Origin of the sequence: Acetanaerobacterium sp. MSJ-12, from assembly GCF_018917875.1 — a bacterium.
Lineage (GTDB): Bacteria > Bacillota > Clostridia > Oscillospirales > Ruminococcaceae > Bittarella > Bittarella massiliensis.
Window position 1 is genome coordinate 95,864 of sequence record NZ_JAHLPK010000002.1, and the last position, 23,152, is coordinate 119,015.

Below are 23,152 nucleotides of genomic sequence, written 5' to 3' on the forward strand. Positions count from 1 at the left end.
TTGACGGCCGGGCGGTTTTGTTATACAATATATCTGTATGAATGCGACTTGCAGAAAGGGGTTACCCACCTTGCTGAAAATTTCACCTTCGATCTTGTCCTGTGATTTTGCCAATTTGGAGAGCGAGTGCGCCCAGATGAAAGAGGCCGGGGCCGAGATGCTGCACATCGACGTGATGGACGGCCATTTTGTCCCCAACCTGACCCTGGGAGCGCCCATCGTCAAGTGCTTGCGGCCGAAAAACGACCTCTTTTTTGACGTGCACCTGATGATTTCCGAGCCGCTGCGCTACATCGACGACTTTGCCGCCGCCGGCAGCGACCTGATCACCTTCCACGTGGAGAGCGAGAGCGACGTGGGCGAGACCATCGCCAAGATCAAGTCCCACGGCATCAAGGCGGCCCTGTCGGTCAAGCCCGGCACCCCGGCCGAGGCGGTCTTCCCCTACCTGGACCTGCTGGACATGGTGCTGGTGATGACGGTGGAACCCGGCTTCGGCGGGCAGAAGTTCATGGGCGACATGCTCCCCAAAATCGAGGCCATCCGCAAAAAGGCCGAGGAGCTGGGGCTTTCCCTGGACATCGAGGTGGACGGCGGCATCGACGCGGGCACCGCGCCGCTGGTGACGGCGGCCGGCGCCAACGTGCTGGTGGCCGGTTCGGCCATCTTCGGCAAACCCGACCGCACCGCCGCGGTGCGGGCCCTGCGGGCAGCCGGCGAGAGCGCCCTCTGATCGCCCTCTCGCGCGCCAAAAAGCGGGGGCGGGCGGGGTGACCCCCGCCTGCCCCCGCTCTCTTTCAGGCCAACCTGGCCAGCTGTTCCACCGCCTGTTGCCCGGCCAGGGGCCGCCAGTGCTCCCGGGTGGCGGCGTCAGCCACGCCCCCCGGCGGCAGCGGCCGCCCGAACTCCCCCAGCAGGGAGAGGGGGCGGGGCGACTGCCCCCGGCAGGGGGCCAACCGCAGCCGGTAGCGGCCCTCGCGGGCGAAGAGGGCGCTCTCAAAGCGCCCCGGCCCGGCCTGGCGCAGCAGCGCCGCGCACCCCTGCGCCAGGTGGGACAGGCTCGCAAACTCCCACAGCTGGGGCGGCGCGCCCGACGCCAGCCCGGTGAGGTAGAGCTCCGCCCCCTCGCCCTGGCGGCGCAGCTCGACCGAGAGCGCCTCCGGCCGCAGCGGGGCCAGCCCGGTGGCCCGCTGAATGCGCGCCAGCAGCCGGGCGATGGCCTGCCGGGCCGGCTCCCCCTCGGGCCGCCAGCCCTCGCCGATCTGCAGGGCCCGCAACTCGGCGGCCTCTAGGGCGATCTTCCAGCGGTCGGCGTCTATCCTCTCAATGGTCATGGCTGTCCCATCCCCCCACTTCTCACAACCGGAAAGGAGTCCTCCATGGATCGGTCCTCCCCCCTCTACCGGCGGTATGCGCTGTCCAAAGACGTGCTCATCGCAATGCTGCCCATCTTCCTCATGAATGTGATCACCTACGGCCTTCGCCCCCTCCTCCTGCTGGCGGTGTCGATGGCGTTCTCCTATCTCTTCGACGCCCTCACCGCCCGGATGCGGCAGGAAAAATTCGACCGCCACGACATCTCGGGGATGGTCACCGGCGCCATTTTGGTGATGTTCCTCCCCGCCAGCGCCCCCTATTGGCTGGCGGTGGTGGGCGTCTTTGTGGCCATTGTGCTGGCCAAAAATGCCTTTGGCGGCTACGGCAACAACATCTTCAACCCCGCGGCGGTGGGCGGTGCCTTCTTGGCCCTCTTCTGGCCGGAATGGATGTTTTCCTATCCCCTGCCCTTCACCAGCGTGCCGCTGATTTTGCACAAGGGCGCGGTGCTGGTGGACTCCCCCCTCAAGACCATGAAGATCGGCGGGGTCCCCTTTGTGGAGAAGATCGAATTTCTCATCGGCAACTACCCCGGCCCTCTGGGGGCGGTGGGGACGCTGGTGGTCCTCTCGGGGGCGGTCTACCTCTTTGTGAAAAAGGCGGTCGACTGGCGGCTGCCGGCCTCTTTCCTGGGGGCCTGCGCCCTCTTTTCCTACCTCTTCCCCCGGCTGCACACCACCCGGCTGGACGCGGCCTGTCTGGAACTGCTCTCGGGCACCCTGGTCTTCGCGGCCTTCTTTGTGGTGACCGACCCCATCACCGCCCCCAAGCAGCCCCTGTCCCGGCTGATCTACGGGGCCCTCTTCGGGGTGATCACCATGCTCTTTCGCTACTACGGCGCCTTTGAGATGGGGATCTGTTTTGCGGCCATCGCCTCCAATGCCATGGCCGCCTTCATCGACCGCAAGTTGGCTTGGTTCCAAAGTCGCAACAGCGGCCTGCGGGTGATTTCCCAGTGAGGGCGCGGAAAGGAGTGAAGCAACTGTGACCAAATTCAAGCGGCGCTTTCGCGCCTGGAAGGAGCGGGGCCGCCTCTTCTTTGGCCGCCACCAGGACGACCTGGGCCGGGTGGATGGGATCTTCTCCCAAAACCCGATTTTGATGCAGGGGCTGGCCCTGGCGCCGGCCATCGTGGCCACCCAATCGCTCAAGGCGGGGGTCATCCTCTCCCTGGGCTTTCTGGGGGTGGTGGTGCCCACCATCCTCCTGGGCAGCCTGCTCTTTAAAAAGGTGGACGCAGTCTACCGCACCATCCTCACGGCGCTGTTGGGGGCCCTGCTCTTTGTGCCGGTGGCCTACGGGCTGTCGCAGATGTTTCCCTTTGTCTCCACCAATGTGGGCATCTACCTGCCCATCCTGATCGTGGATTCGATCGTGGTGACCAAGTGCAGCTCTTACACCCATTTCGGGGTGGACCGCTACACCTTTTTGGACCTCTTTTGCACCTGGTTGGGCTTTACCCTGGTGGTCTGCGTGGTGGGTGCCCTGCGGGAGGTGTTGGCCTACGGGCGGCTCTGGGGCGTCACCCTCAAAGGGGTGGTGCCGGTCTCCCGCTCCATCGCCCTGCCCTTCTTCGGGTTCTTCCTCATCGCCGTGCTGGCGGCGGGCTTTCGCTTTCTCAACAACAGCTTCCGCCACTGGATCAACAAAAAGGAGGGGAAGTAAGCCATGGCACAGGTCGCAGCAAACATGCTGGTTTCGGTCATTTTGGCCATCTTTGCGGAAAACGCCCTCTTCTCCCGCGCCCTAGGGGTGGAGCGGACGCTGCTGCTGGTGGACGACATGGGGGCCATGGTCACCTTTGGCTGCCTGACCACCCTCTCGGTCACCCTCACCTCGCTGCTCACCTATCTGGTGAGTTTCCCCCTGCAGCAGGACGTCAACGCCTACATCTACAAGCCGCTCCTGTTCATCCTATGCATGGTGGCGGTCTATTTTGCCCTGTCGGGGATCGCCCGCCGCATCCGCATCCCCCGCTTTGTCAAGTGGCAGACCAAGGTGCGCCCCCACTTTCACCTGGCCACCTTCAACAGCGCCGTGCTGGGCACCCTGATGCTCTGCTCCGGGCAGGTCTTCTCCCTGCCCCAGACCGTCGGCTTCTGTTTGGGCAGCGGCGCGGGCTACACTCTGGCCACCCTCATCGTGGCCGAGGGGCAGAGAAAGCTGAAAAACCGCAGTGTCCCCGCCTCCTTTCAGGGACTGCCGGTGACGCTGCTCTACATCGGCATCCTCAGCCTCTGCATCTACGGGTTCACCGGCTACCAGCTGAGTTTTTAGGGGGAAAGGGCGAAATGGGGCCGGCAGACGGCCAATTTATGAAATTTTTTTAAACCCTTTTGCATTTTGCACACCTCGTCAAAAAAATGGTGTATACTTATCACGGCTGATCACAGCGCCCGAACAGCGGGCAAAAAGGAGGGAGTCAGGCGGATGGCGAAGCGATACAAAATCAAGCGCTACGACAAGATCTACCGCAGCAGCAACCGAAACCTGATCCGAAATATCGCCATTTGGGGCGCAGTGTTGGTGGTGCTCGCCTTTGTGGGCTTTGCCGCCTACCGCCCCCTGGTCAACTTCCTAAACGGCGTCTATACCGGGGAGAAGCCCCCCACCTCTCAACCGGCGCAGGACCCGGGCCAGACCGGCGAGGAGGAGACGCCGCCCCAGGAGGAGAAGGCCCCCGTCTACGCCAGGGTCTCCCTGAGCGACCTCGCCGACGAGGCCAAGATCGCCGAGACCGCCCAGCGGCTGGAGGCCGCCGGGGTCACCCGGGCGGTGCTCCCCCTCAAGGACAGCGAGGGGCTGGTGCACTACAACACCGGGGTGGCCACCGCCCAGGCCGCCGGGGCAGTGGCGGCCGGCGGCATCGACCTGGACCGGGTGGTCAGCGTCTTTTCGGAAAAGGGGATCGAGGTGGCTGCCCAGCTGTCGGCCTTTAAAGACCCCCTGGTCTCCCGCTACGACAAGACGGCGGCGGTCCTCTACAAAAACCAGGCAGGGGTCCTCTGGCTGGACAACACCGCCAAGGCCGGGGGCAAACCCTGGCTCAACCCCAATGCCCAAAGCGCCCAGACCTACCTGAAGGCCCTGTGCGCCGAACTGGGGCAGAAGGGGGTCAAGGAGATCATCCTCGCCGACGCCACCTACCCGGTGGCCGCCTTCCTGAAGGACGCGGGCTATGGCCTCTCCGGCGGCACCACCGCCCAGCAGGCGCTGCAGGCCTCCCTCGATGGGATCGCCCAGAGCGCCAAGGAGTCGGGGGCCGAGTTGAGCCTTTACTACCCGGCCAGCCCCTGGATGTTGGCCGAGCAGGTAAACGGGGTGGACTACCGGGCCCTGAAGGCCGACCGGCTCTACGTGGACGTGGGGGAGACCGGCGTGCCCAACGGCACCAAGGTGGGGGAACTCACCGTGGCGGCCGGCACCTCCCGCCAGGAGGTGGCCGACGCGGTGCGGGCGGCCCTGGAGGGCAAGACGGCCACGTCCCCCCTCTACTGCACACCCGACGGGGTGAGCGTCTCCGGGCAGGAGGAGACGGTCCCGTCCCTCTCGTAAATTCAAATCAAACAGCGCGCCAGGGAAGGACTTCCCCGGCGCGCTGTTTTGTGGGCGTGCCCCGGTCGCATCAAGTCGGGGCATAGGGGGACGGCGGGGTGTGGGCACAGTGTGAACGACCCTGGAGGGCGGGGCGGCCATGTCTCCTCTCCATTGTGCGCCCGACAGGGGAAACATTTTCAAGTAGGGGGAACGACCTTGCCCCTCTCATAAGTCCAAATCAAACGGCGCGCCGGGAGATCCTCCCCCAGTGCGCTTTTTTGTGGGTATGCCCCAGTCGCATCAAGTCGGGGCGTAGGGGACGGCGCAGTGTTGACATGACGCGGACGGCTCTGGAGAGACGGTTCCGCCCCTTCTACCGTGCACCCGACAGGTCGGGCTTATTGGGCAGGAGGAGACGGTTCCATCCTTTTCTACAAATTTCAATCCGGCAGTGCGCCGGAAAAATCCCATCCGGCGCATTTTTTACAGGCGCGCCCCGATCGCATTAAGTCGGGGTATGGGGGGACAGTGTGGTGCGGACACAGTTTGGGCGGCCTTGGAGAGTAAGGCAGCTACGCCCCCCTTTACTGTGTGTCCGATGGGATGAGCATTCCCGGAAAGGAGGAGACAGTTCCGCACCCCTCGTAAATCCAACAGCGCACTGGAAAATCCACTCCCCCGCACCTTCTTTTGTAGGTGCCCTCTGGCCGCATTGGGTCGGGGCGCGGGGGAAGCGGCGCGGTGCCGATGCGCCGGGGCGGTCTAAGGGTCGTCTTCCTTTTGGCCGCTTCATCCCACCGCCCTACAGTCGAGAGGCGCTTGGTGGAAAACACCTTCCCCGCCCCATCCAGTTGCAGGCCCGCTCTGGCGGGCCCTTGGGGCGCTCGGGGCAGTTTCTCCCCGGAGCCAGCGCAGTGAAGGGCAAGTGGCTGCCTTTTCCTCCCCTTTGCCGCGCCAGGCCCACCCCGGAGCGATTTGGGCGGTAGGGGAAGGGGAAGAGACCCGTAGGCCGGCCTTCCTACCCTTATGGGACGGCTTTGACGCAGGGCCTGACCGGCGCAGCCGCTCGTGCTCCCCCAGGCCCCTGCAGTGCAACCCAGCGCTCCTGGAGGCAGTGCCTGCCCGTTCCGCCCCACCGGGCGGCGAGCGCCAAAGAGGACGATTTTTCCCCTTGACAAGACGGCGGGGGCGGAGTAGAATGACACCATATTCCAGAAAACCGTTGATTGAGAAGAGTAGGTGCGGAGTGCTCCCTTCCAGAGAGCTGCGGGCGGTGAGAGCGCAGCGGGCAAGGCGCCGGACTGAATGGACTCATGAGGGCGGGACGAAAGGCGGACGGCCGAGTAGTGCCCGACGGGACCTCCACCCGTTACCAAGGGAGCGCACATGGTGGTGTGCGGAGCGAGTGGGCGCCTAGACGCCAATTTGGGTGGTACCGCAGGAGAGTGATTCCCCTGTCCCAGCAGAAATTGCTGGGACAGGGGATTTTTTATTGCCGGGGAAATCGAGGGGGCGGCCGCAAAAGGGGGTCGCAAGTGCACTCTTGCCCGGCAAAGGACCGCCGCCACCGCATCTGTCGAGTTGGGCCGCGCAAGGCCCGTGAGAAGGGGGAGAGAGGGATGAACAGCCGCGCCGCCGGGGTCTTGCCGGTGTTTCGATGGCGGGGAAAAACGCCCGCCCGCAGACACCCGAAACCAATTTTTGAGGAGGACTGAACAACCATGACCTTTACCCCCATTCTGGCCTTTGCCGTGGTCGCCATTGTCTTTGCCCTGGGCGACCTGGTGGCCCGCAAAACCAAGGGCATCATCTCCGCCTTCATCGTCGCCATCGTGCTCTTCGTGCTCTTCGGCGGCGTGCTCAAGGTGCTGCCCGCCGACTTGATGGACACCTCTGGCCTCAACGCCATCATCCCCACCTTTGGCATGGGGCTGATCCTCACCAACCTGGGCTCCACCCTGGACCTCAACGAGCTGAAAAAGGAGTGGAGGACCATCCTGGTGGCCCTGGCGGCGGTGATCGGCATTCTGGTGCTGGGCTTCACCCTGGGCCAGCTCATCTTTGGCCGGGAACTGGCCCTCTCGGCGCTGCCCCCGGTCTCCGGCGGGGTGGTGGCCACCATCATCACCAGCGACGCGGCCACCGCCGCCGGCCGGCCCGACGTGGCCTCCTACGTGGCGGCAGTCAACGCCCTGCAGGTGATCGTCGGCCTGCCCATCTCCTCCTTCTGCCTAAAGAAGGCGGCCACCAAGTACGCTTCTGAGGGCAACCTGAAGCGGGCCGCCGAGGAGGGCGGCCGCCGCATCGACCTCCACTTCCTCCCCAAGACCCCGAAGGGCCTGGACAGCCCCTTCGCCCACTTTGCCCGCCTGGCCCTGGTGGCGGGGTTGGCCGAACTGGCCGCCTCGGCCACCGGCCTCAACGCCACCATCGTCTACCTCCTCTTCGGGGCGCTGGCCTCGGCCACCGGCGTGGTGGACAAAAACGCCCTCGCCAAAGCGGGGGGCGACGGGGTGATCCTGCTGGCCACCTACGCCTACTGCTCGGTCAGCTTTTTGACCATGTCCTTCTCCCAGTTTGCCAGCATCTTGGTGCCGGTCTTTGGGATGCTGCTGATCTCGGCGCTGGGCATCGCCGTCTTCTCGGTGGTGGTGGGGAAGATCTTCAAGTGGAGCCCCGCCCTCTCCATCGCGGCGGGCTTCTCCTGCATGTTCGGCTACCCCATCACCTACACGGTGGCCATGGAGGTCGTCCAGGGGGTCACCGACGGCGGCGACTACACCGAGCAGGAGGTGCAGCGCCTCACCGACTACGTGCTGCCCAAAATGCTCATCGCCGGGGTGACCACCGTGAGCGTGGCCTCGGTGGTGCTGGCCGGGGTGGTGGCGCCCATGATTTTTGCATAACTGTTCGATTGGGAGAGCAGGCCGTTTTTTCGCCGGAAAAAATGGCCTGCTTTCGTCTGCGCGAGGAAGGGATTTTGGCATAAAATAACCTGCCGTGCAAATACTAGCAATGTGAAATTTCCCGCAGACGCCAGGAGGCGCCGCGGATAACGCCAGTTTTGACATGGGAGGAAAAGCCAGATGAAGGCAACGGGAATTGTGAGGAGAATCGACGATTTGGGGCGGGTGGTGATCCCGAAGGAGATCCGCCGGACCCTGCGCATCCGGGAGGGCGACCCCCTGGAGATATACACCGACAACGGGGGGGAGGTCATCTTTAAGAAGTATTCCCCCATGGGGGAGATGTCCACCTTCTCCGCCGTCTGCGCCGAGGTGTTGGCCAAGACCACCGGGCTGCCGGCCCTGATCTGCGACACCGACGGGGTGATCGCCGCCGGCGGCATCTCCAAGAAGGAGGTGCTCGACCGCCGGGTGGCCCCGGCCCTGGAACAGCTGGGGGAGGGCCGCAAAAACTACCTCTGGGAGAAGGGCGGCGAGGTGCTGCGCCCGGTGGAGGGGTTGGAGCGCCAGGCCCAGACGGCCTCCCCCATCCTCAGCAACGGGGACGTGGTGGGCTATGCGGTGCTGCTGCAGGGCGACGGCACCGCCTCGGCCACCGAGGCCGAGTGCAAGCTGACGGTGGCCGGCGCTGCCTTTTTGGGCCGCCAGATCGAGGGCTGACCCCAGCGGGGAAAAAGCGGCGTTTGGGAGTGGCAAACACCCCAAAAAAGGGATGTTTACCCCGCTTTTTGCCTCAAAGCCCCTTGCAATGGGGCGGGGGATGTGGTATAGTGAATAACACAGTAAGGTTTTATAAGTGAGGTTGAAAGAGTGGGGTTTCCCGCTCTTTCATTTTTATGGGGCCCAGGCGGGTCCCCCTCCACAGAAAATAAGGGAGGCACTGCTGTGGCAAAACGAACTTCCGGCGGCAAGACCGCCAACCTGGTGCGCGAGCTGGTCCAGCCCATCTGCCAGGAGCTGGGGGTGGAACTCTGGGACGTCCTCTATCTCAAAGAGGGGTCCGACTGGTTCCTGCGGGTGGTCATCGACCGCCCCGAGGGGATCGACCTCAACACCTGCGAGGCGGTGAGCCGCCGGGTCAGCGACCTGCTGGACGAGGCCGACCCCATCCCTGAGAGCTACTTTTTGGAGGTCTCCTCCCCGGGCATCGAGCGCGCGCTCACCCGGGATGAGCACTTTGCCCGCTACCTGGGCGAGCCCGTCCGGGTGACCATGATCCGCCCGCTGGACGGCTGCAAGGAGCTGGTGGGGGAACTGGTGAAGAAGGAGGGGGCCCTGCTGACCCTGGCGCTGGAAGGCGGCGGCACGGTGGAGATCGACCTGGCCCAGACGGCCAAGGTCAACGCCGTGGACACCGAAGAGGCGTTTGCCGACAGTGAAGACGAGGACGGAGGAATGGAGAAAAGATGAACACCGAATTTTTTGAAGCGCTGGCCCTGCTGGAGAAGGAGCGGGGCATTCCCGCCGACTACCTGCTGGAGAAGATCGAGGCCGCCGTGGTGATCGCCGTGAAGAAGGACTACAACTGCGGCGACAACGTGCTGGTGGACATCGACGCCGAAAAGTGCAAATTCGACGTTTACCTGGTCAAGACCGTGGTGGAAGAGGTGGAGGACGAGACCGCCGAACTCACCCTGGAACAGGCCCAGTCCTATAAAAAGAGCGCCAAGATCGGCGACACCATCCAAATCAAACTCAAGACCAAGGAGTTCGGCCGCATCGCCGCCCAGACGGCCAAGCACGTCATCCGCCAGGGCATCCGCGAGGCGGAGCGGGGGCTGATGGTCCGCGACATGCAGGAGAAGGAGCACGAGGTCATCACCGCCACCGTGCTGCGGGTGGACCCCCTCAAGGGCTTCGTCACCGTCGATTTGGGCAAGAACGAGGCGGTGCTGGTCCGCTCCGAGCAGGTGGAGGGGGAAGTCCTCCACGAGGGCGAGCGGGTCAAGGTCTACGTGGTGGACGTGTTGGCCACCGACCGCGGGCCCAAGATCATGATCTCCCGCACCCACCCCGGCCTGGTCAAGCGCCTGTTCGAGATGGAGGTGCCCGAGATCTACGACGGCACGGTGGAGATCAAGGCGGTCTCCCGCGAGGCGGGCAGCCGCACCAAGATGGCCGTCTGGAGCAAGAACCCCGACGTGGACCCGGTGGGCGCCTGCATCGGCCCCAAGGGCTCCCGGGTGGCGGCCATCGTCGCCGAGCTGGGGGGCGAGAAGATCGACATCGTCCGCTGGAACGAGGACCCGGTGGCCTTCATCAGCGAGGCCCTGAGCCCGGCCCAGGTGGTCGGGGTGGAGATCTTGGACGAGGAGCAGCGGACCTGCCGGGTCTCGGTGCCCGACGGACAGCTCTCCCTGGCCATCGGCAACAAGGGGCAGAACGCCCGCCTGTCGGCCAAGCTGACCGGCTGGAAGATCGACATCCGCCCCGAGAGCGGATTCTACGGCGAGGACGAGGATGAGACCCCGGCCCCCGCCCAGGACAGCGGCGAAGAGGGCTGATCCCCCCGTTTGCCGGCAAGGGCCCGCGCAGGCGGGCAAACGCGTGTTTTTTTGAGCAGAGAAGGGTGAAGAGAGATGGTTCAAAAGCGGGTCCCCATGCGGATGTGCGCCGGCTGCGGCGAACAGAAGCCCAAGCGGGAACTGATTCGGGTGGTGCGCAACAAAGAGGGGGAGGTCTCCCTGGACACCACGGGCAAAAAGCCCGGGCGGGGGGTCTACCTCTGTCCCAGCGCCGGCTGCCTGAAAAAGGCCCAAAAGGCCAAGCGGCTGGAGCGGGCGCTGAGCGCGCCCATCCCGGAGGACGTCTATGAAACCCTGCTCTCGGAGATAGAAGCCCATGGAGAGTAGAGAGAAACTGCTGAATATGTTGTCCCTCTGCCGAAAGGCGGGAAAACTGTCCATGGGTTTTGACAGCGCCAAAGAGGCGCTGGTGCGCAAAGCGAGCCGGCTTTGTCTGCTGGCTGCCGACTGCTCCCCCAAAACCGCCAAGGAAGTTCGGTTTTTTTGCGGCAGGGAAGGGGTCTCCTGCAGAGACCTGCCCGTCGGCCGCGGGGACCTTTCAAAGAGAATGGGCAGGGAGTACACCGTCCTCAGCGTGGACGACGATTCCTTTGCCGCCAGCATACAAAACCTGTTGACCTGTACGAACGAGGAGGACTGTGTATATGATTAAACAGCATCGCATCCACGAATTGGCCAAGGATATGGGCCTGCCCAGCAAGGACTTGATGGAGATTATGGAGGGGAAGGCCGACCTGACCAAAAAGCACATGAGCGCCCTGGATGACGAGCAGCTCAGCTACCTCTTTGAAAAGCTGACCGAGCGCAACCAGCTGCCCAACCTGGACAGTTACCTGGAGAAAAAGCCCGTCGCGAAAGAGGCGCCCAAGGCCCGGCCCCAGAAGGCGGCCAAGCCCAAAAAGCCCAAGGAGAAACTGCAGACGGTCAAGCTGCCGGTGGTGCAGGACCCCGAGGCCGAGAAGGCCGCCGAGGAGATCGCCAAACAGGCCAAGACCCTGCGGCACGTGGACACCCGGACGGTGGACGTCAACCTGGACAAATTCAACGAGAAGTACGACCGCATCGCCCCCCAGACCCCCAAGACCAAGAACGCCGTCACCAAGCAGAAGTTCACCAGCCGGGGACGGCGGGGCGGCTTCCGCGGCGGCAAGAAGGTGGAGACCGAGGCCCAGCGGCTGCAGCGGCTGCGGATGGAGAACATCAAAAAGACCCCGCTGAAGGTGCTCATCCCCGACGAGATCACCGTGGGCGAGCTGGCCGCGCGGATGAAGATGACCGCCGCCAACGTCATCAAAAAGCTGATGGGGCTGGGGGTCATGGCCTCCATCAGCGACACCATCGACTACGACACCGCCTTTTTGGTGGCCAGCGAGCTGGGTTGCGCCCCCGAGAAGGAAGTGGTGGTCACCATCGAGGAGCGCCTCTTTGAAGAGGAGGAGGACAAGGACGAAGACCTGGTCACCCGCAGCCCCATCGTGGTGGTCATGGGCCACGTCGACCACGGCAAGACCAGCCTGCTCGACGCCATCCGCCACGCCAGCGTCACCTCCACCGAGGCCGGCGGCATCACCCAGCACATCGGCGCCTACAAGGTGAAGGTGGGCGACGGGGAGATCACCTTCCTCGACACCCCCGGGCACGAGGCGTTCACCGCCATGCGCGCCCGCGGCGCCCTGATGACCGACATCGCCATCCTGGTGGTGGCCGCCGACGACGGCATCATGCCCCAGACGGTGGAGGCCATCAACCACGCCAAGGCCGCCGGGGTCTCGATCATCGTCGCCATCAACAAGATGGATAAGCCCGAGGCAAACCCCGACCGGGTGATGCAGGAGCTCACCGAGTACGAGCTGGTGCCCGAGGAGTGGGGCGGCGACGTGATCTGCGTGCCGGTCTCGGCCACCACCAAACAGGGCATCGACACCCTGCTGGAGATGGTGCAGCTGACCGCCGACGTCAAGGAGCTCAAGGCCAACCCCAACCGGATGGCCAAGGGCGCCGTCATCGAGGCCAAGCTGGACAAGGGCCGCGGCCCGGTGGCCACCGTGCTGGTGCAAAACGGCACCCTGCACCGGGGCGACGTGGTGATCGCCGGCACCGCCGTGGGCCGTGTGCGGGCCATGACCGACGAGAACGGCCGCCGCCTGGAAGAGGCCGGCCCCGCCACCCCGGTGGAGATCACCGGCCTGGCCGAGGTGCCCGCCGCGGGCGACGACTTCAACGCCGTCGAGAACGAGAAGCTGGCCCGTGAGCTGGTGGAGAAGCGCCGCTACCAGCAGAAGCAGGAGCAGTTCAACTCCTACCAGAAGGTCACCCTGGAAAACCTGTTCAGCCAGATCGAGCAGGGCGAGTCCAAAGAGCTCTCCATCATCGTCAAGGCCGACGTGCAGGGCTCGGTGGAGGCCGTGCGCCAGTCGCTGGAAAAACTCTCCAACGACGAGGTCAAGGTGCGGGTCATCCACGGCGCGGTGGGCGCCATCACCGAGTCAGACGTGATGCTGGCCGAGGCCTCCTCCGCCATCATCGTCGGCTTCAACGTCCGCCCCGACCCCCTGGCCAGGAACCGGGCGGAAGAGGCCGGGGTCGACCTGCGGCTCTACCGGGTCATCTACGACGCCATCGAGGACGTGGAGTCGGCCATGAAGGGGATGTTGGCCCCCAAGATCCGCGAGGTGGACCTGGGCCGGGCCGAGATCCGTCAGGTCTACCGCATCTCCAACGTGGGCGCGGTGGCCGGCTGCTACGTGACCGAGGGCAAGATCCTCCGGGGCGCCAAGATCCGGGTGGTCCGGGACGGCATCATCATTGCCGACGACGAGCTGGCCAGCCTCAAGCGCTTCAAAGACGACGTCAAAGAGGTGGCCCAGGGCTACGAGTGCGGCATGAGCCTGCAGAAGTTCAACGACATCAAGGAAGGCGACTTCTTCGAGGCTTATATGATGGAGGAATACAGAGAAGACTAATAGGGGCGCGACCCGCGCCGCAATCTGCCCCCGCCGCCCCCAACCGGGCGGCCGGGGATAGGGAGGGGAAACCATGTCATCCTTTCGGGTAAACCGCATCTCTGAAGATGTGAAGAAGGAACTGGTGGACATCATCCGGGTCCTCAAAGACCCGCGCATCAAGCACGGGGTCATCTCCATCGTCAAGGCAGAGGTGACCAGCGACCTGTCCTACGCCACGGTGTACGTCTCGTCCCTCGACGGGATCGAGGACGCGAGGGAGGCCGTCAAGGGCTTTGAGAGCGCGGCCGGCTATATCCGCCGGGAGATCGGCAACCGCCTGCGGCTGCGCCGGACCCCGGAATTCCGGTTCGTGGCCGACGACTCCATCGCTTACAGCAGCGAGATCTTCAAAAAGCTGGACGACATCCGGGAAAAGGACCGGCAGAACCGGCAGAAGGACCAGACCGAGTCCGATTGACAGAGGTGTTCCGGCGAGACCCAGGGGCCGCCCCGCACAGGCGGGGCGGCCCTTCCTCGTCGGCACACCGGGGACCGGCCCCGAGGAGGGGCCCTATCAAAGGGGGAGACGTTGGAGATGGAGATGACGGTAAAAGGGGCGGCAGACCTGCTCAAGGGGGCAAAGGACGTGCTGATCCTCTGCCACCAGAGCCCGGACGGGGACACCCTGGGCAGCGGGTACGGGCTGTACTTCTGCCTGAAAAAGCTGGGGGTGCGGGCCCGGGTGCTCTGCCCGGACGAGATACCGGAGCTGTTCAAGCCCCTCTTGCGGGGGTACAGGGAGGAGCCGTTCGACCCCGCCCTGGTGGTGGCGGTGGACATCGCCGACGCCAAGCTGATGGGCCGCCTCTGCGCGCAGTACGGCGATTCGGTGGACCTCTGCATCGACCACCACATCTCCAACACCGGGTACGCCCGCCGGCTGCTTTTGGACCGGGAGGCCGCCGGCACCGCCGAGGTCATCTTCGCCCTGGCAAAGGAGTGGGGGCTGGCGCCCGACCCCCACCTGGCCGACTGCCTCTACACCGGCATCGCCACCGACAGCGGCTGCTTCAAATACCAAAACACCACCCCCCGCACCCACCGCATCGCCGCCGAGCTGATGGAGTGGGGGGCCGACGCGGCCGAAATCAACCGGGCGATCTTCGACACCAAATCCCAGGGGCGCTTGGCGGCCGAGAGCGCCCTGATCCGCTCGATCCGCTATTTCTGCGGCGGTCGGCTGGCCGTGGCGGTGATGGACCTGGCGACCATCGCCGAGACCGGGGCCGGCCCGGCCGACTTTGACGGGCTGACCGCCCTGCCCCGCCAGGTGGAGGGGGTGGAGATCGGGGTCACCCTGCGGGAGCGGGAACCCGGCTTCTTCAAGGTGAGCGTGCGCACCTCCAGCTATGTGGACGCCTCGGCCCTGGCGGCCCGGCTGGGGGGCGGCGGCCACATCCGCGCTGCGGGCTGCACCGTCCGCGGCACGGCGGACGAGGCGGTGGAGACCATCCACCAACTGGCAAAGGAGTTTTTGCACTAGATGGACGGAATTTTGTGCGTCAACAAGCCGGAGGGGTTCACCTCCTTTGACGTGATCGCCAAGATGCGGGGGATCGCCCGCTGCAAGAAGATCGGCCACGGGGGGACGCTGGACCCCATAGCCACCGGGGTGCTGCCCCTCTACTTCGGTGCGGCCACCCGGGCAGTGGACATGGTGCCCGGCCAGAAAAAAGAGTACCGGGCCACCTTTTTGCTGGGCCAGACCACCGACACCCTGGACCGCACCGGCACCCTGCTGGAGACCCGGCCGGTGCGGGTGGGGCGGGCGGAGGTGCTGGCCCTGCTGCCCCGCTTCACGGGGGAGCAGGAGCAGCTGCCCCCCATGTACTCGGCGGTGTCGGTGGGGGGGCGTCGGCTCTACGACCTGGCCCGCCAGGGCATCGAGGTGGAGCGCAAGCCCCGCCGGATCACCGTAGAGGAGCTGGAGCTGCTGGACGGCGAGGGGGCCAGCTACACCCTGCGCATCCTCTGTAGCAAGGGCACCTATGTGCGCTCGTTGGTGAGCGACCTGGGCGAGGCCCTGGGCTGCGGCGCGGTGCTCACCGATTTGGTGCGCACCCGCTCCGGCCCCTACACCCTGAAAGACTGCATCACCCTGGAAGAGGCCCAGGCCAAGCGGGAGGAGCTGGCCTCCCTTTTGCTGCCGGTGGAGACAGCCTTCGCCCACCTGCCGGCGCTCTCCCTCTCGGCCCACTTTGCCCGCCTCTTTGCCAACGGGGTGCGGCTGCGGGCCGAGCAGGTGGGCAGCCCGCAGCCCGGCGAGTACCGGGTCTTTGGGCCGGACGGCTTTTTGGGGGTCGCCCTGCAAGACGGGGGGCAACTGCGGATCAAACGCCTGTTTTTGGGGGGGAGATAGCCGATGGAAGTGGCGGCAACACTGGACTTTTGCAGTTTGCAGCAGACCTCGGTGGCGCTGGGGTACTTTGACGGGGTGCACCGGGGCCACATGGAGGTGATCTCCCGGGCGGTGGCCACCGCCCGGGAGAAGGGGCTGCGCCCGGCGGTCTTCACCTTTGTGGCAGATGGGGGCCGCAAGGGGGAGCGGGCCCTGCAGGGGCAGCTGCTCACCGAGGCGGCCAAGGAGCGGCTGCTGGCGGGCGCCGGGGTGGAGTTGGTGCTCACCCCCCACTTCGCCAGCTTTCGCCAGATGGAGCCGGAGCAGTTCGTGGCCGAGGTGATCCATCTGCGGCTGCGGGCCCGGGCGGTGACCTGCGGCTACGACTTTCGCTTTGGCCGGGGCGGGGCGGGGGACGCCGCCGCCCTCAAGCGCCTCTGCGCCCCCCTGGGCATCGCCGTGGAGGTGGTGCCCGAGTTCCGGCTGGCGGGGCGGGAGGTCTCCTCCACCCGCATCCGCGCCCTCATCGCCCAGGGCGAGATGGAGGAGGCGGGCCGGCTGCTGGGCTACCCCTTCGCCGTGGAGGGGAGCGTGGGCCAAGGCAACCACCTGGGCCGCACCCTCCAGTTCCCCACCGTCAACCAGCGACTGCAGGAGGGGATGGTGCAGCCCCGCTTCGGGGTCTATGTCTCCCGCACCCGGGCGGCCGGGCGCTGGTGGCCCTCGGTGACCAATGTGGGGGTCAAGCCCACGGTGGGGAGCGAGTGGCCGGTGGCCGAGACCAACCTGCTGGGCTTTTCCGGCGACCTGTACGGGGCCGAGATACGGGTGGAGCTGCTCCACTTTCTGCGGGGGGAACAGAAGTTTGCCTCGGTGGAGGCGCTGCGGGAACAGATTGCCCGGGACGTGCAGAGCGCCCGGGACTACTTCGCCCAAAACGGCTGAGAGGTGGACCCCGCCAGGGCAACGGGCGGTATCTGCCGGGCCAAAAAGGGCATGCTCCGGCCTTTGCCCCAGAGAGGGGCGCCGGGATGTTGGCATCGCCCCGCCCCCATCGCCCCCGGTGGGACGCCGTTTCGCGCCGTTTACCCCCCTTCAAATCGCTTTTTTGCCTCTTCGGCGCCCATTCTTTCAGGAGGGGCTTCTGCCAAAGCCCGTTTGCGCTCCTCCGGTCAAACCGGGGAGAGGCTGGGTGTCAAAGCTGCAAAATAAAAATACAGGCAGGCGGATGATACGCCTGCCTGTATTATTTTTATAAAAACAACAAATTGGATTGTCCGGGCGGGTCAGGGGGCGATCAGAACGGCCCGCACCGGCGCGCCGTCGCTGCCGGCGATCTTGACGGGGGCGGCCGAGAGGAAGTAGCGCCCCGGCTCGATCCCATCCAGCTTGAGGGTCTCGATGATGGCGATCCCCTCGCCGAGGATGCTCTGGTGGGGCGGTTTCTCCCCGCCCACTGGGCCCACCGAGAGGGCGTCGGTGCCCAGGGTGATGATCCCCTTCTCCCGGAGGATGGGGCCGGCGTTCTCGCTGAAAAAGGCAAACCCCTTGACGAGGAGGATGGAGCAGCCCTGGGTGTCCAGCTCCCGCAGCCAGGCGTCGCCCACAGTCTGGCCGGGATAGCTGACCACCAGGCATTCGCCGATGTAGTGCTCCAGCGGCATGTCGGCGATGGAGACCGGCGAGTCGGTGAAGTGGCAGGGGGCGTCGGTGTGGGTGCCCTTGTGCACTGAGGTGGTGATTTGGGTGCAGTTGCAGTCGTCCCCTCGCGCCCGGCTGAGGGTCTGGCGGGTCTCGGCCGGCGGGTCACCCGGGTAGAGGGGGGCCGAGAGCAGTTCGTGGGAGATGTCGATCAGACGCATGGCAAGCGCCGCCTTTCCGTTTTCTTTTCTCCAGCATAGCAGAGAGTTTCCCCCCTGTACAGGGGCGGCGGCACTTTTGGGGCAAAAAAGTGCCGGGCCTACCGCTCGCCGATGGCGGCGATGATTTCGTAAGTCTTGCGCTCGCGCAGGGCGGGGCTCGGCCGCCGCGGCACCAGCGTCCCGGTGTCGAGTGTCCGGTCAAGGGCGATCAACCGCTCGTTCTGGGCGATCTTGTCCCGGTTTTCCCGCAGGATGCCCGCCGTTTTGGAGGCGGGCTGGGCGGCGATGTAGGGGGCGATCCCCCCGCTGTGCAGAATGGCCGCCGCGGTCTTGGGGCCGATCCCCCGCACCCCTTCGATGTTGTCGCTCTTGTCCCCCACAAGGGCCTTGTAGGGGACGTACTCCCCGGGCGCGATCTGAAACCGCTCCCTCACCCGACGGCAGTCGAAGAGGACGCTGTTTTTCCCCCGGGGAACGTAGAGGGTGGTGTGCCCGTCCACCAGTTGAATGAAGTCGGAGTCGGTGGAGACGACGGTGCAGGCTCGCCCGGCTGCCCCCTCCCGCGCCACGAGGGAGGCGATGAAGTCGTCGGCCTCCACCCCCTCCGCCTCCCGGTGGGGGATGTCCAGGTAGTCCAGCGCCTTTTTGATGAGGGGCAGTTGGGCAAAGGGGTTCTCCCCCTCTGGCGCGTCGGCGTAGTCCCGCCGGTTGGCCTTGTAGCCGCTGTCGATGGCCAGATTGCCCGCCCAGCTGGTCTCGCTGTCAAAGACGACGGCCAGGGCACAGGGGTCAAACTGCTCGGCCAGCTTCTTCAGGCTCCCCAAAAAGCCCACCAGCCCCTTGATTTCCCGCCCCTCCCTGTTTAAAATAGAGGCGGGGATCCCATAGTACATCCGAAACAGCAGGTTGTGCCCGTCCACGACGACGATTTTTTCCATCTTTTCGCCCTCCCCGATCAAAAGGTGATGTGGGCCGCCGTTCGGCCCTGCGGTCGCCCCCGCCCCCCAGCGCAAAAGGGGGGGCGGGGCGGTTTTCTCTGTCCCCCCGCCGGCGGGGGGGATAAAAAAAGACAGGTATGATATCGATCATACCTATCTCTAGGGTCCGGCCGCCTGGCCGGAAGAAACTGCTTCTGCCCCCATTATAGCAGAGGGGCGGGCCCTTGGCAACGCCCTCACGCCCTTCCTTTTTTGGAGGGGGAGGAGGGGCCGTTCCCCGCCGGCGAACGCCGGGAAAAGATTGGATTTTTGCTTTACAACAGCCCTGGTTTGTGGTATCCTAACAACTGTGTGACCCATTACTTGGCTCTGGGGGCATGCCCCGAAACGGGGAGTTCACCTGCCCACTGCGAAGTTTTGCGGCGCAAATTTTACAATGAGGTGAAAGACATGGAAAACAAACAGGAACTCATCGCCAAATACCGCGTCAATGAGAAAGACACCGGCTCGCCGGAGGTGCAGATCGCCCTTCTGACCGCCCGCATCAACCACCTGAGCGAGCACCTGAAAGAGCACCCCCACGACCACCACTCCCGCCGGGGTCTGCTGAAGATGGTCGGCAAGCGCCGCAACCTGCTCAAGTACCTGACCAAGGTCGATGTGGAGCGGTACCGCGCCATCATCAAAGAGCTGGGCATCCGCAAGTAGGCGACGATCAAAAAAACAGAGAGGGCCCTGGCCACTATCGGCCAGGGCCCTTTTTTGCAGGAGCGCCGCCCCAGCCATCGGCGGGGGCAGCGCTCCTTTGACGTGCGTTTTTTACAGGCCCTGCCGGACGCAGTCGCCGGTGACCCGGCCGATTTTGGCCGAGCGGTGGACCGAGAGGGTGCCGCTGCAGTCCACCTGCCCGATCTCGCAGCGGGGGCCGATGGTCACGTTCTGCCCGCTCACCGTGTCGGCCCGGACCCCCGAGAGGGAGACGGTGGTGGCCTCCACCATCCCCACGGTGGAGAGGGTGGGGAAGAGGAGGGCACCCAGCCCGCGGCTGTGGGAGATGATTTGGATCTGGTCGCCCACCACCTCCCGGGCGTTGATGGCGCCTTCGGCCTTGAGGAAGTCGGCGGAGATCTGCCCCTCCACCCGGATGTAGCCGGAACAGCGGACCTCCTGCGCCTCGAGGTTGCAGCCCTCGCCCAGGACCAGCCGCCCCGAGGCGGACAGGGACGCGGCGCTGATGTCGCCCCCGAAGTCGGCGGTGCCGCTGCAGGTGAGTTTGCCCACCTTCAGCTTCCCCTGGCAGGTGAACTTGCCCGAGACGGAGAGGGACTGGGCCGTCAGATCGCCGGTGCACTTGCCCATCCCCGAGACCTTGACGCTGCCGTACTCCCCCCCGGCAATGGTGCCCATCCCATCGATTCGCGTATCCTGCATCTTACTTCCTCCTGTTCTCATCTGTCGGGCCGCTCTCAAAGCGGGCGGTGTACTTCATCTTGATGCGGCCGGCCAGCTCGCTCATGGGGCGACTGTCCAGCACCGAGACGGCCGGGCCGAAAAGGGGTGGCTGCTCCCCCCCGGTGACCGCCAGGGTCAGCTCCCCCCCGCAGCGAAAGAGGGTGCAGCCCCCCTCGGCGCAGCGCAGCGGCGGGGGGAGCGCCAGGGCCTGATAGACCAAGTCCTTGGCGCTTTCGGGCGGGAGGGAGAGGCGCTGTACCCCCTCCCACAGGGCGGCCAACAGCACCGCCTGGTCAAAGGAGAGGCCGGCGGGCGGGGCGGCGGCTTCGGCTGCGGCCAGCAGGTCGGGCCCGAGCTCGCCCCACTCCCAGAGTTCCCGCGGGGCAAGGGGGACATCCACCGCCTCGGGGGAGAGGATCTTGGCCAGCTCTTCCAGGGAGTAGCGGTCTTTTGCCTCCAGAATGGCCTGCACCCGGGCGAGCATCTGCTCTTTGGGGAAAAAGGTCTCCTGCCCGGTGTAGGAGGACTGCTTGATAAACCACCCCTCCGGGATCAGCCGCTCCCGCTTCCAGCGGTAGAGCTGGCCGTAGGAGATGCCGGTCTCGGCCAACAGCTGTTTTTTGGAGATGAGTTCCAGGGAAATCGCCCCCTTTCGTAACAATGTTCTGTCGATGGACTTATCGTAACATAACATTGTTTTGTTGTCAACCAAAACTTTGGCGCAAAAAAAGAGAGGGCCGCAGGGTCCCCTCTCAATGGGCGGGTAGAAGACCGCTATTCCCCTGCCGGGGGAAAGGCCACCTGCCGCCGGTAGACGGGGCCGGGGATGGTGGCGCGGTAGACGGCGTCCAGCAGGGCGGGGATCTCGCGGTCGGGGAAGTCCCGCGCCACCGGGAAGAAGAGGATGCGGTACTCCACCCCGAAAAGGCGGCAGCGGCAGCCGGTCTCCCGGGCCCCGTTTTTCAGGTAAAAGCGGATGCGCCGGCGGCGGGTCTCCCGCTCCTGGGCGGTGGGGGCGGTGTCGGGGTCCTCCACCTCGATGAGCAGCCCCTGGCAGCCGTCGAGGTGGCCGGGAAGCTGCCGCCAAAAGGCGCTGCCCGCCCCCTGGCCCCTGCCCCCCTGGCAGACGGCGTAGTAGTCCAGCAGCCAGCAGGGGCCCTCGGGCACCCGGGTGAAAAAGGCGTAGGCGCGCAGTTCCTCCCCCGCAAAGCCGCCCAGGCAGAGATAGCGCCCCCGCCGCAGCAGGGAGAGGATGGCCGTCAGGGGCTTGCGCTCGGCGGGGGGAAAATCGCGGGAGAGGTGGCGGGCGTAGAGGGCGCGCACCTCTTTGGCGGTGAGGGGTCGGCAGTTCAAAGAAGATGCTCCTTTCTGAATGCGCCGCCGTCTCAAAGCGGCGGGGAAGGGGATGGGGGCGCCCCTATGCAAGGGGGCGGGTGTACTGGATCTCCTTCACCGGTTGGCCCCCGACCTCCCCTTCGAGGCGGGCGCCGGAGGGGGCAAAGCCCTGGCGACGGTAAAAGGCCTGGGCCCGCAGGTTGCCCTTCAGCACCCACAGGTAGACAGAGGGGTAGCCCTGACCGGCCAGTTCGTCCAGCGCTGCGCCCAGCAGCGGGACACCCAGCCCCCGGCCCCAGTAGGCGGGCTTTAGGTAGAGGGAGACCACCTCCCCCCAGCCCGCCATCTCGGGGCTGCGGGCCGGGCAGCAGGAACAGGTGCCGGCGATGGCGTCCCCGTCCAGGAGAAGGAAGCTCGTCCGCTGGGGGGCGTCCAGCACCCCCAGCCAGTTGCGGGCGTCGAGACCGTCGAGATAGGCCTGGGGGATGAGCCCCCGGTAGGCGGCCCGCCAACTGTCCACGTACACCTGGCCGATGGCGAGCCGGTCGTCGCCGTCTGTGGCGGGGCGGACGATCACCCCTCCGCCCCCCCTTCCGGGGGCGGGGTGGGCCCGGGCGGGTCCTTTTTCTTGATGGCGGTGCCGATGGCCAGCCCCAGACAGAGGCCGACGGAGATGCCGATGGCCAGGTTGTGAAAGACGGCGCCAAAGGCCGTTCCCAGGCAGAGACCCAGGCCCAGCCCCAGGGACTGGTAGTTTTCTTCCCCCGGCTCGGGAGGAGGGGTGGGGTCGTCGCGCTTGGGCGCTTCGCCGGTGGACATAAAAATCGCTTCCTTTCGCCGCTGTTTCTCCCAGTGTACTGTCTGCACAGGCCCGCTGTCAACGACTTTGCGGTTTGACAACAACTGGAATTGGGGGTAAACTGGCATCCAACCCACCAAAGGGCCCTGCCGTCCGCCGAGGCGAACGGGGGGGAACAGGGCCGCTCGGCAGAAAGCCCCCGCCCGCCGCGGCCGGCATCCCTCCGCGCCGCGGGCCCGGTGAGAGAGAGGGCGTCCTGCCCAGGGGGGCGCCCAGGGCCCCCCTCGGACCCCACCTTGAAAGGAGCGCGTTTTTATGTGTGAGGAGTGTTACAGCGAAGACAGCCGGGCCACCCCGCTGCGGGGGGCGCGGGCCTGCCTGGAGGGGCACACCCAGTACATCTGCGGCAGTTGCGGCCGCTGCATCTGCATCGAGAGGGAGGAGCGGCGCGGGCTGCAGCGCTGGAACTTCCCCTTTCAGACCCTCGAGCAGGCCAAACTCTACCTGCGGGTCGCCGACCACACCTGCCAAAGGGCCTGCGGCATCTACCAGATCGAGGGGCCGGGCGGCCGGACCTTCTACAAAATTTTCCCCGGCCGGGAGGAACTGGCGGCCTTTCTGCGCAAAAACCCCGGCAAGCGCTGCCCCCAGGGCGCGCCCCTCTTTTCGGCCGGCCGGTACCGCGAATTCCCCGGCACCCAGGTGCGGCGGCTGCGCCCCCAGGAGGTGGAGGCGTACCTCGCCCAGCGGTGACGGGGGAAGCCGCCCCGCCGCCCTATCCCCCCTTCCATTTTGCCACCGCCCCCTTTGTCAGAGCCGCCTTTTTCTCTCGGCCGCAGCGTACCCGTCCCCTCGCACCGCCTTTCCCCCCTCCGCACCTCTGGAAGGCAGGGCCGCCCCCTCCCCGTCCGGTGGCGAAGGGGGCCGGCTCTGCCTTCCCTTCCCTTACCCCCCGTCGGCATTTGTCGAATTGCCTACAAAATGGCCACAGTTATGGGCATAGCCCACAAAACTGCGG

26 protein-coding genes and 1 other annotated feature are annotated in these 23,152 nt (G+C 65.7%); of the genes, 18 read left to right on the forward strand and 8 right to left on the reverse strand.

Features of this window, described 5'->3' with window-relative positions; all coding sequences use genetic code 11:
• Positions 1 to 70 precede the first annotated feature (70 nt).
• The gene (rpe, locus tag KQI11_RS02470; RefSeq protein WP_216400962.1) at positions 71 to 733 is read left to right on the forward strand and encodes a ribulose-phosphate 3-epimerase; all 663 of its coding nucleotides are present in this window, start codon (positions 71 to 73) and stop codon (positions 731 to 733) included.
• A 64-nt stretch (positions 734 to 797) separates the two neighbouring features.
• Here rpe and KQI11_RS02475 read toward each other — a convergent pair whose 3' ends face one another.
• Positions 798 to 1,334 (reverse strand): adaptor protein MecA, encoded by a 537-nt coding sequence (locus KQI11_RS02475; protein WP_216400963.1) that lies wholly within the window; start codon positions 1,332 to 1,334, stop codon positions 798 to 800.
• 45 nt (positions 1,335 to 1,379) lie between these two features.
• Here KQI11_RS02475 and KQI11_RS02480 point away from each other — a divergent pair, with 45 nt between their 5' ends.
• The 15 genes from KQI11_RS02480 to ribF all read left to right on the forward strand — a co-directional run bounded on the left by KQI11_RS02480 (position 1,380) and on the right by ribF (position 16,693).
• A complete protein-coding gene (locus tag KQI11_RS02480; RefSeq protein WP_216400964.1) occupies positions 1,380 to 2,336 on the forward strand; it encodes an RnfABCDGE type electron transport complex subunit D in 957 nt (318 codons plus the stop codon).
• A 25-nt stretch (positions 2,337 to 2,361) separates the two neighbouring features.
• The gene (locus tag KQI11_RS02485; protein WP_185915937.1) at positions 2,362 to 3,042 is read left to right on the forward strand and encodes an Rnf-Nqr domain containing protein; all 681 of its coding nucleotides are present in this window, start codon (positions 2,362 to 2,364) and stop codon (positions 3,040 to 3,042) included.
• A 3-nt stretch (positions 3,043 to 3,045) separates the two neighbouring features.
• The gene (locus KQI11_RS02490) at positions 3,046 to 3,654 is read left to right on the forward strand and encodes an Rnf-Nqr domain containing protein (RefSeq protein ID WP_185915936.1); all 609 of its coding nucleotides are present in this window, start codon (positions 3,046 to 3,048) and stop codon (positions 3,652 to 3,654) included.
• Between the two features lie 153 nt (positions 3,655 to 3,807).
• Positions 3,808 to 4,932, forward strand: a complete 1,125-nt coding sequence (locus KQI11_RS02495; protein WP_216400965.1) for a putative glycoside hydrolase — start codon at positions 3,808 to 3,810, stop codon at positions 4,930 to 4,932.
• Positions 4,933 to 6,127: 1,195 nt separating this feature from the next.
• Positions 6,128 to 6,379, forward strand: a binding site (T-box leader).
• A gap of 256 nt (positions 6,380 to 6,635) precedes the next feature.
• Positions 6,636 to 7,820 (forward strand): hypothetical protein, encoded by a 1,185-nt coding sequence (locus KQI11_RS02500; protein ID WP_185915934.1) that lies wholly within the window; start codon positions 6,636 to 6,638, stop codon positions 7,818 to 7,820.
• 180 nt (positions 7,821 to 8,000) lie between these two features.
• The gene (locus KQI11_RS02505; RefSeq protein WP_021658655.1) at positions 8,001 to 8,540 is read left to right on the forward strand and encodes a stage V sporulation T C-terminal domain-containing protein; all 540 of its coding nucleotides are present in this window, start codon (positions 8,001 to 8,003) and stop codon (positions 8,538 to 8,540) included.
• A 225-nt stretch (positions 8,541 to 8,765) separates the two neighbouring features.
• Positions 8,766 to 9,290, forward strand: a complete 525-nt coding sequence (rimP, locus tag KQI11_RS02510) for a ribosome maturation factor RimP (RefSeq protein ID WP_059004467.1) — start codon at positions 8,766 to 8,768, stop codon at positions 9,288 to 9,290.
• The gene (gene nusA / locus KQI11_RS02515; protein WP_185915932.1) at positions 9,287 to 10,384 is read left to right on the forward strand and encodes a transcription termination factor NusA; all 1,098 of its coding nucleotides are present in this window, start codon (positions 9,287 to 9,289) and stop codon (positions 10,382 to 10,384) included. The genes rimP and nusA overlap by 4 nt, the downstream gene beginning before the upstream one ends.
• A 75-nt stretch (positions 10,385 to 10,459) precedes the next feature.
• A complete protein-coding gene (gene rnpM / locus KQI11_RS02520) occupies positions 10,460 to 10,732 on the forward strand; it encodes an RNase P modulator RnpM (protein ID WP_021658652.1) in 273 nt (90 codons plus the stop codon).
• Positions 10,722 to 11,057, forward strand: a complete 336-nt coding sequence (locus KQI11_RS02525) for a L7Ae/L30e/S12e/Gadd45 family ribosomal protein (protein ID WP_216400966.1) — start codon at positions 10,722 to 10,724, stop codon at positions 11,055 to 11,057. Before rnpM ends, KQI11_RS02525 begins: the two co-directional genes overlap by 11 nt.
• A complete protein-coding gene (gene infB / locus KQI11_RS02530) occupies positions 11,050 to 13,368 on the forward strand; it encodes a translation initiation factor IF-2 (RefSeq protein ID WP_216400967.1) in 2,319 nt (772 codons plus the stop codon). The genes KQI11_RS02525 and infB overlap by 8 nt, the downstream gene beginning before the upstream one ends.
• 73 nt (positions 13,369 to 13,441) lie before the next feature.
• Complete coding sequence (gene rbfA, locus KQI11_RS02535) at positions 13,442 to 13,828, forward strand: 30S ribosome-binding factor RbfA (protein ID WP_185915930.1); 387 nt, start codon at positions 13,442 to 13,444, stop codon at positions 13,826 to 13,828.
• A 117-nt stretch (positions 13,829 to 13,945) separates the two neighbouring features.
• Complete coding sequence (locus KQI11_RS02540) at positions 13,946 to 14,893, forward strand: DHH family phosphoesterase (RefSeq protein WP_185915929.1); 948 nt, start codon at positions 13,946 to 13,948, stop codon at positions 14,891 to 14,893.
• The gene (gene truB / locus KQI11_RS02545; protein ID WP_216400968.1) at positions 14,894 to 15,769 is read left to right on the forward strand and encodes a tRNA pseudouridine(55) synthase TruB; all 876 of its coding nucleotides are present in this window, start codon (positions 14,894 to 14,896) and stop codon (positions 15,767 to 15,769) included. It begins immediately after the preceding gene.
• Positions 15,770 to 15,772: 3 nt separating this feature from the next.
• On the forward strand, positions 15,773 to 16,693 hold the full coding sequence (gene ribF, locus KQI11_RS02550) for a riboflavin biosynthesis protein RibF (protein ID WP_216400969.1): 921 nt from the start codon (positions 15,773 to 15,775) through the stop codon (positions 16,691 to 16,693).
• A 341-nt stretch (positions 16,694 to 17,034) separates the two neighbouring features.
• Here ribF and KQI11_RS02555 read toward each other — a convergent pair whose 3' ends face one another.
• Complete coding sequence (locus KQI11_RS02555; protein WP_216400970.1) at positions 17,035 to 17,610, reverse strand: cyclase family protein; 576 nt, start codon at positions 17,608 to 17,610, stop codon at positions 17,035 to 17,037.
• A gap of 98 nt (positions 17,611 to 17,708) precedes the next feature.
• Positions 17,709 to 18,548: a 5'-3' exonuclease gene (locus KQI11_RS02560; RefSeq protein WP_216400971.1), complete on the reverse strand. Its 840-nt coding sequence runs from the start codon at positions 18,546 to 18,548 to the stop codon at positions 17,709 to 17,711.
• Positions 18,549 to 18,998: 450 nt separating this feature from the next.
• Between KQI11_RS02560 and rpsO the strand changes: the two genes are divergently transcribed.
• Complete coding sequence (rpsO, locus tag KQI11_RS02565) at positions 18,999 to 19,256, forward strand: 30S ribosomal protein S15 (RefSeq protein WP_044992442.1); 258 nt, start codon at positions 18,999 to 19,001, stop codon at positions 19,254 to 19,256.
• A 111-nt stretch (positions 19,257 to 19,367) separates the two neighbouring features.
• Here rpsO and KQI11_RS02570 read toward each other — a convergent pair whose 3' ends face one another.
• The 5 genes from KQI11_RS02570 to KQI11_RS02590 all read right to left on the reverse strand — a co-directional run bounded on the left by KQI11_RS02570 (position 19,368) and on the right by KQI11_RS02590 (position 22,154).
• A complete protein-coding gene (locus tag KQI11_RS02570) occupies positions 19,368 to 19,979 on the reverse strand; it encodes a bactofilin family protein (RefSeq protein WP_216400972.1) in 612 nt (203 codons plus the stop codon).
• Between the two features lies 1 nt (position 19,980).
• Positions 19,981 to 20,694: a DUF4004 family protein gene (locus KQI11_RS02575; protein ID WP_216400973.1), complete on the reverse strand. Its 714-nt coding sequence runs from the start codon at positions 20,692 to 20,694 to the stop codon at positions 19,981 to 19,983.
• Positions 20,695 to 20,774: 80 nt separating this feature from the next.
• The gene (locus KQI11_RS02580; protein WP_216400974.1) at positions 20,775 to 21,353 is read right to left on the reverse strand and encodes a hypothetical protein; all 579 of its coding nucleotides are present in this window, start codon (positions 21,351 to 21,353) and stop codon (positions 20,775 to 20,777) included.
• A 64-nt stretch (positions 21,354 to 21,417) separates the two neighbouring features.
• Complete coding sequence (locus tag KQI11_RS02585; RefSeq protein WP_216400975.1) at positions 21,418 to 21,912, reverse strand: GNAT family N-acetyltransferase; 495 nt, start codon at positions 21,910 to 21,912, stop codon at positions 21,418 to 21,420.
• Positions 21,909 to 22,154, reverse strand: a complete 246-nt coding sequence (locus KQI11_RS02590; protein ID WP_216401130.1) for a glycine zipper domain-containing protein — start codon at positions 22,152 to 22,154, stop codon at positions 21,909 to 21,911. Before KQI11_RS02590 ends, KQI11_RS02585 begins: the two co-directional genes overlap by 4 nt.
• Before the next feature lie 295 nt (positions 22,155 to 22,449).
• On the opposite strand from KQI11_RS02590, the gene KQI11_RS02595 reads away from it, so the two are divergent.
• Positions 22,450 to 22,887 (forward strand): hypothetical protein, encoded by a 438-nt coding sequence (locus KQI11_RS02595; RefSeq protein WP_185915920.1) that lies wholly within the window; start codon positions 22,450 to 22,452, stop codon positions 22,885 to 22,887.
• Positions 22,888 to 23,152 lie beyond the last annotated feature (265 nt).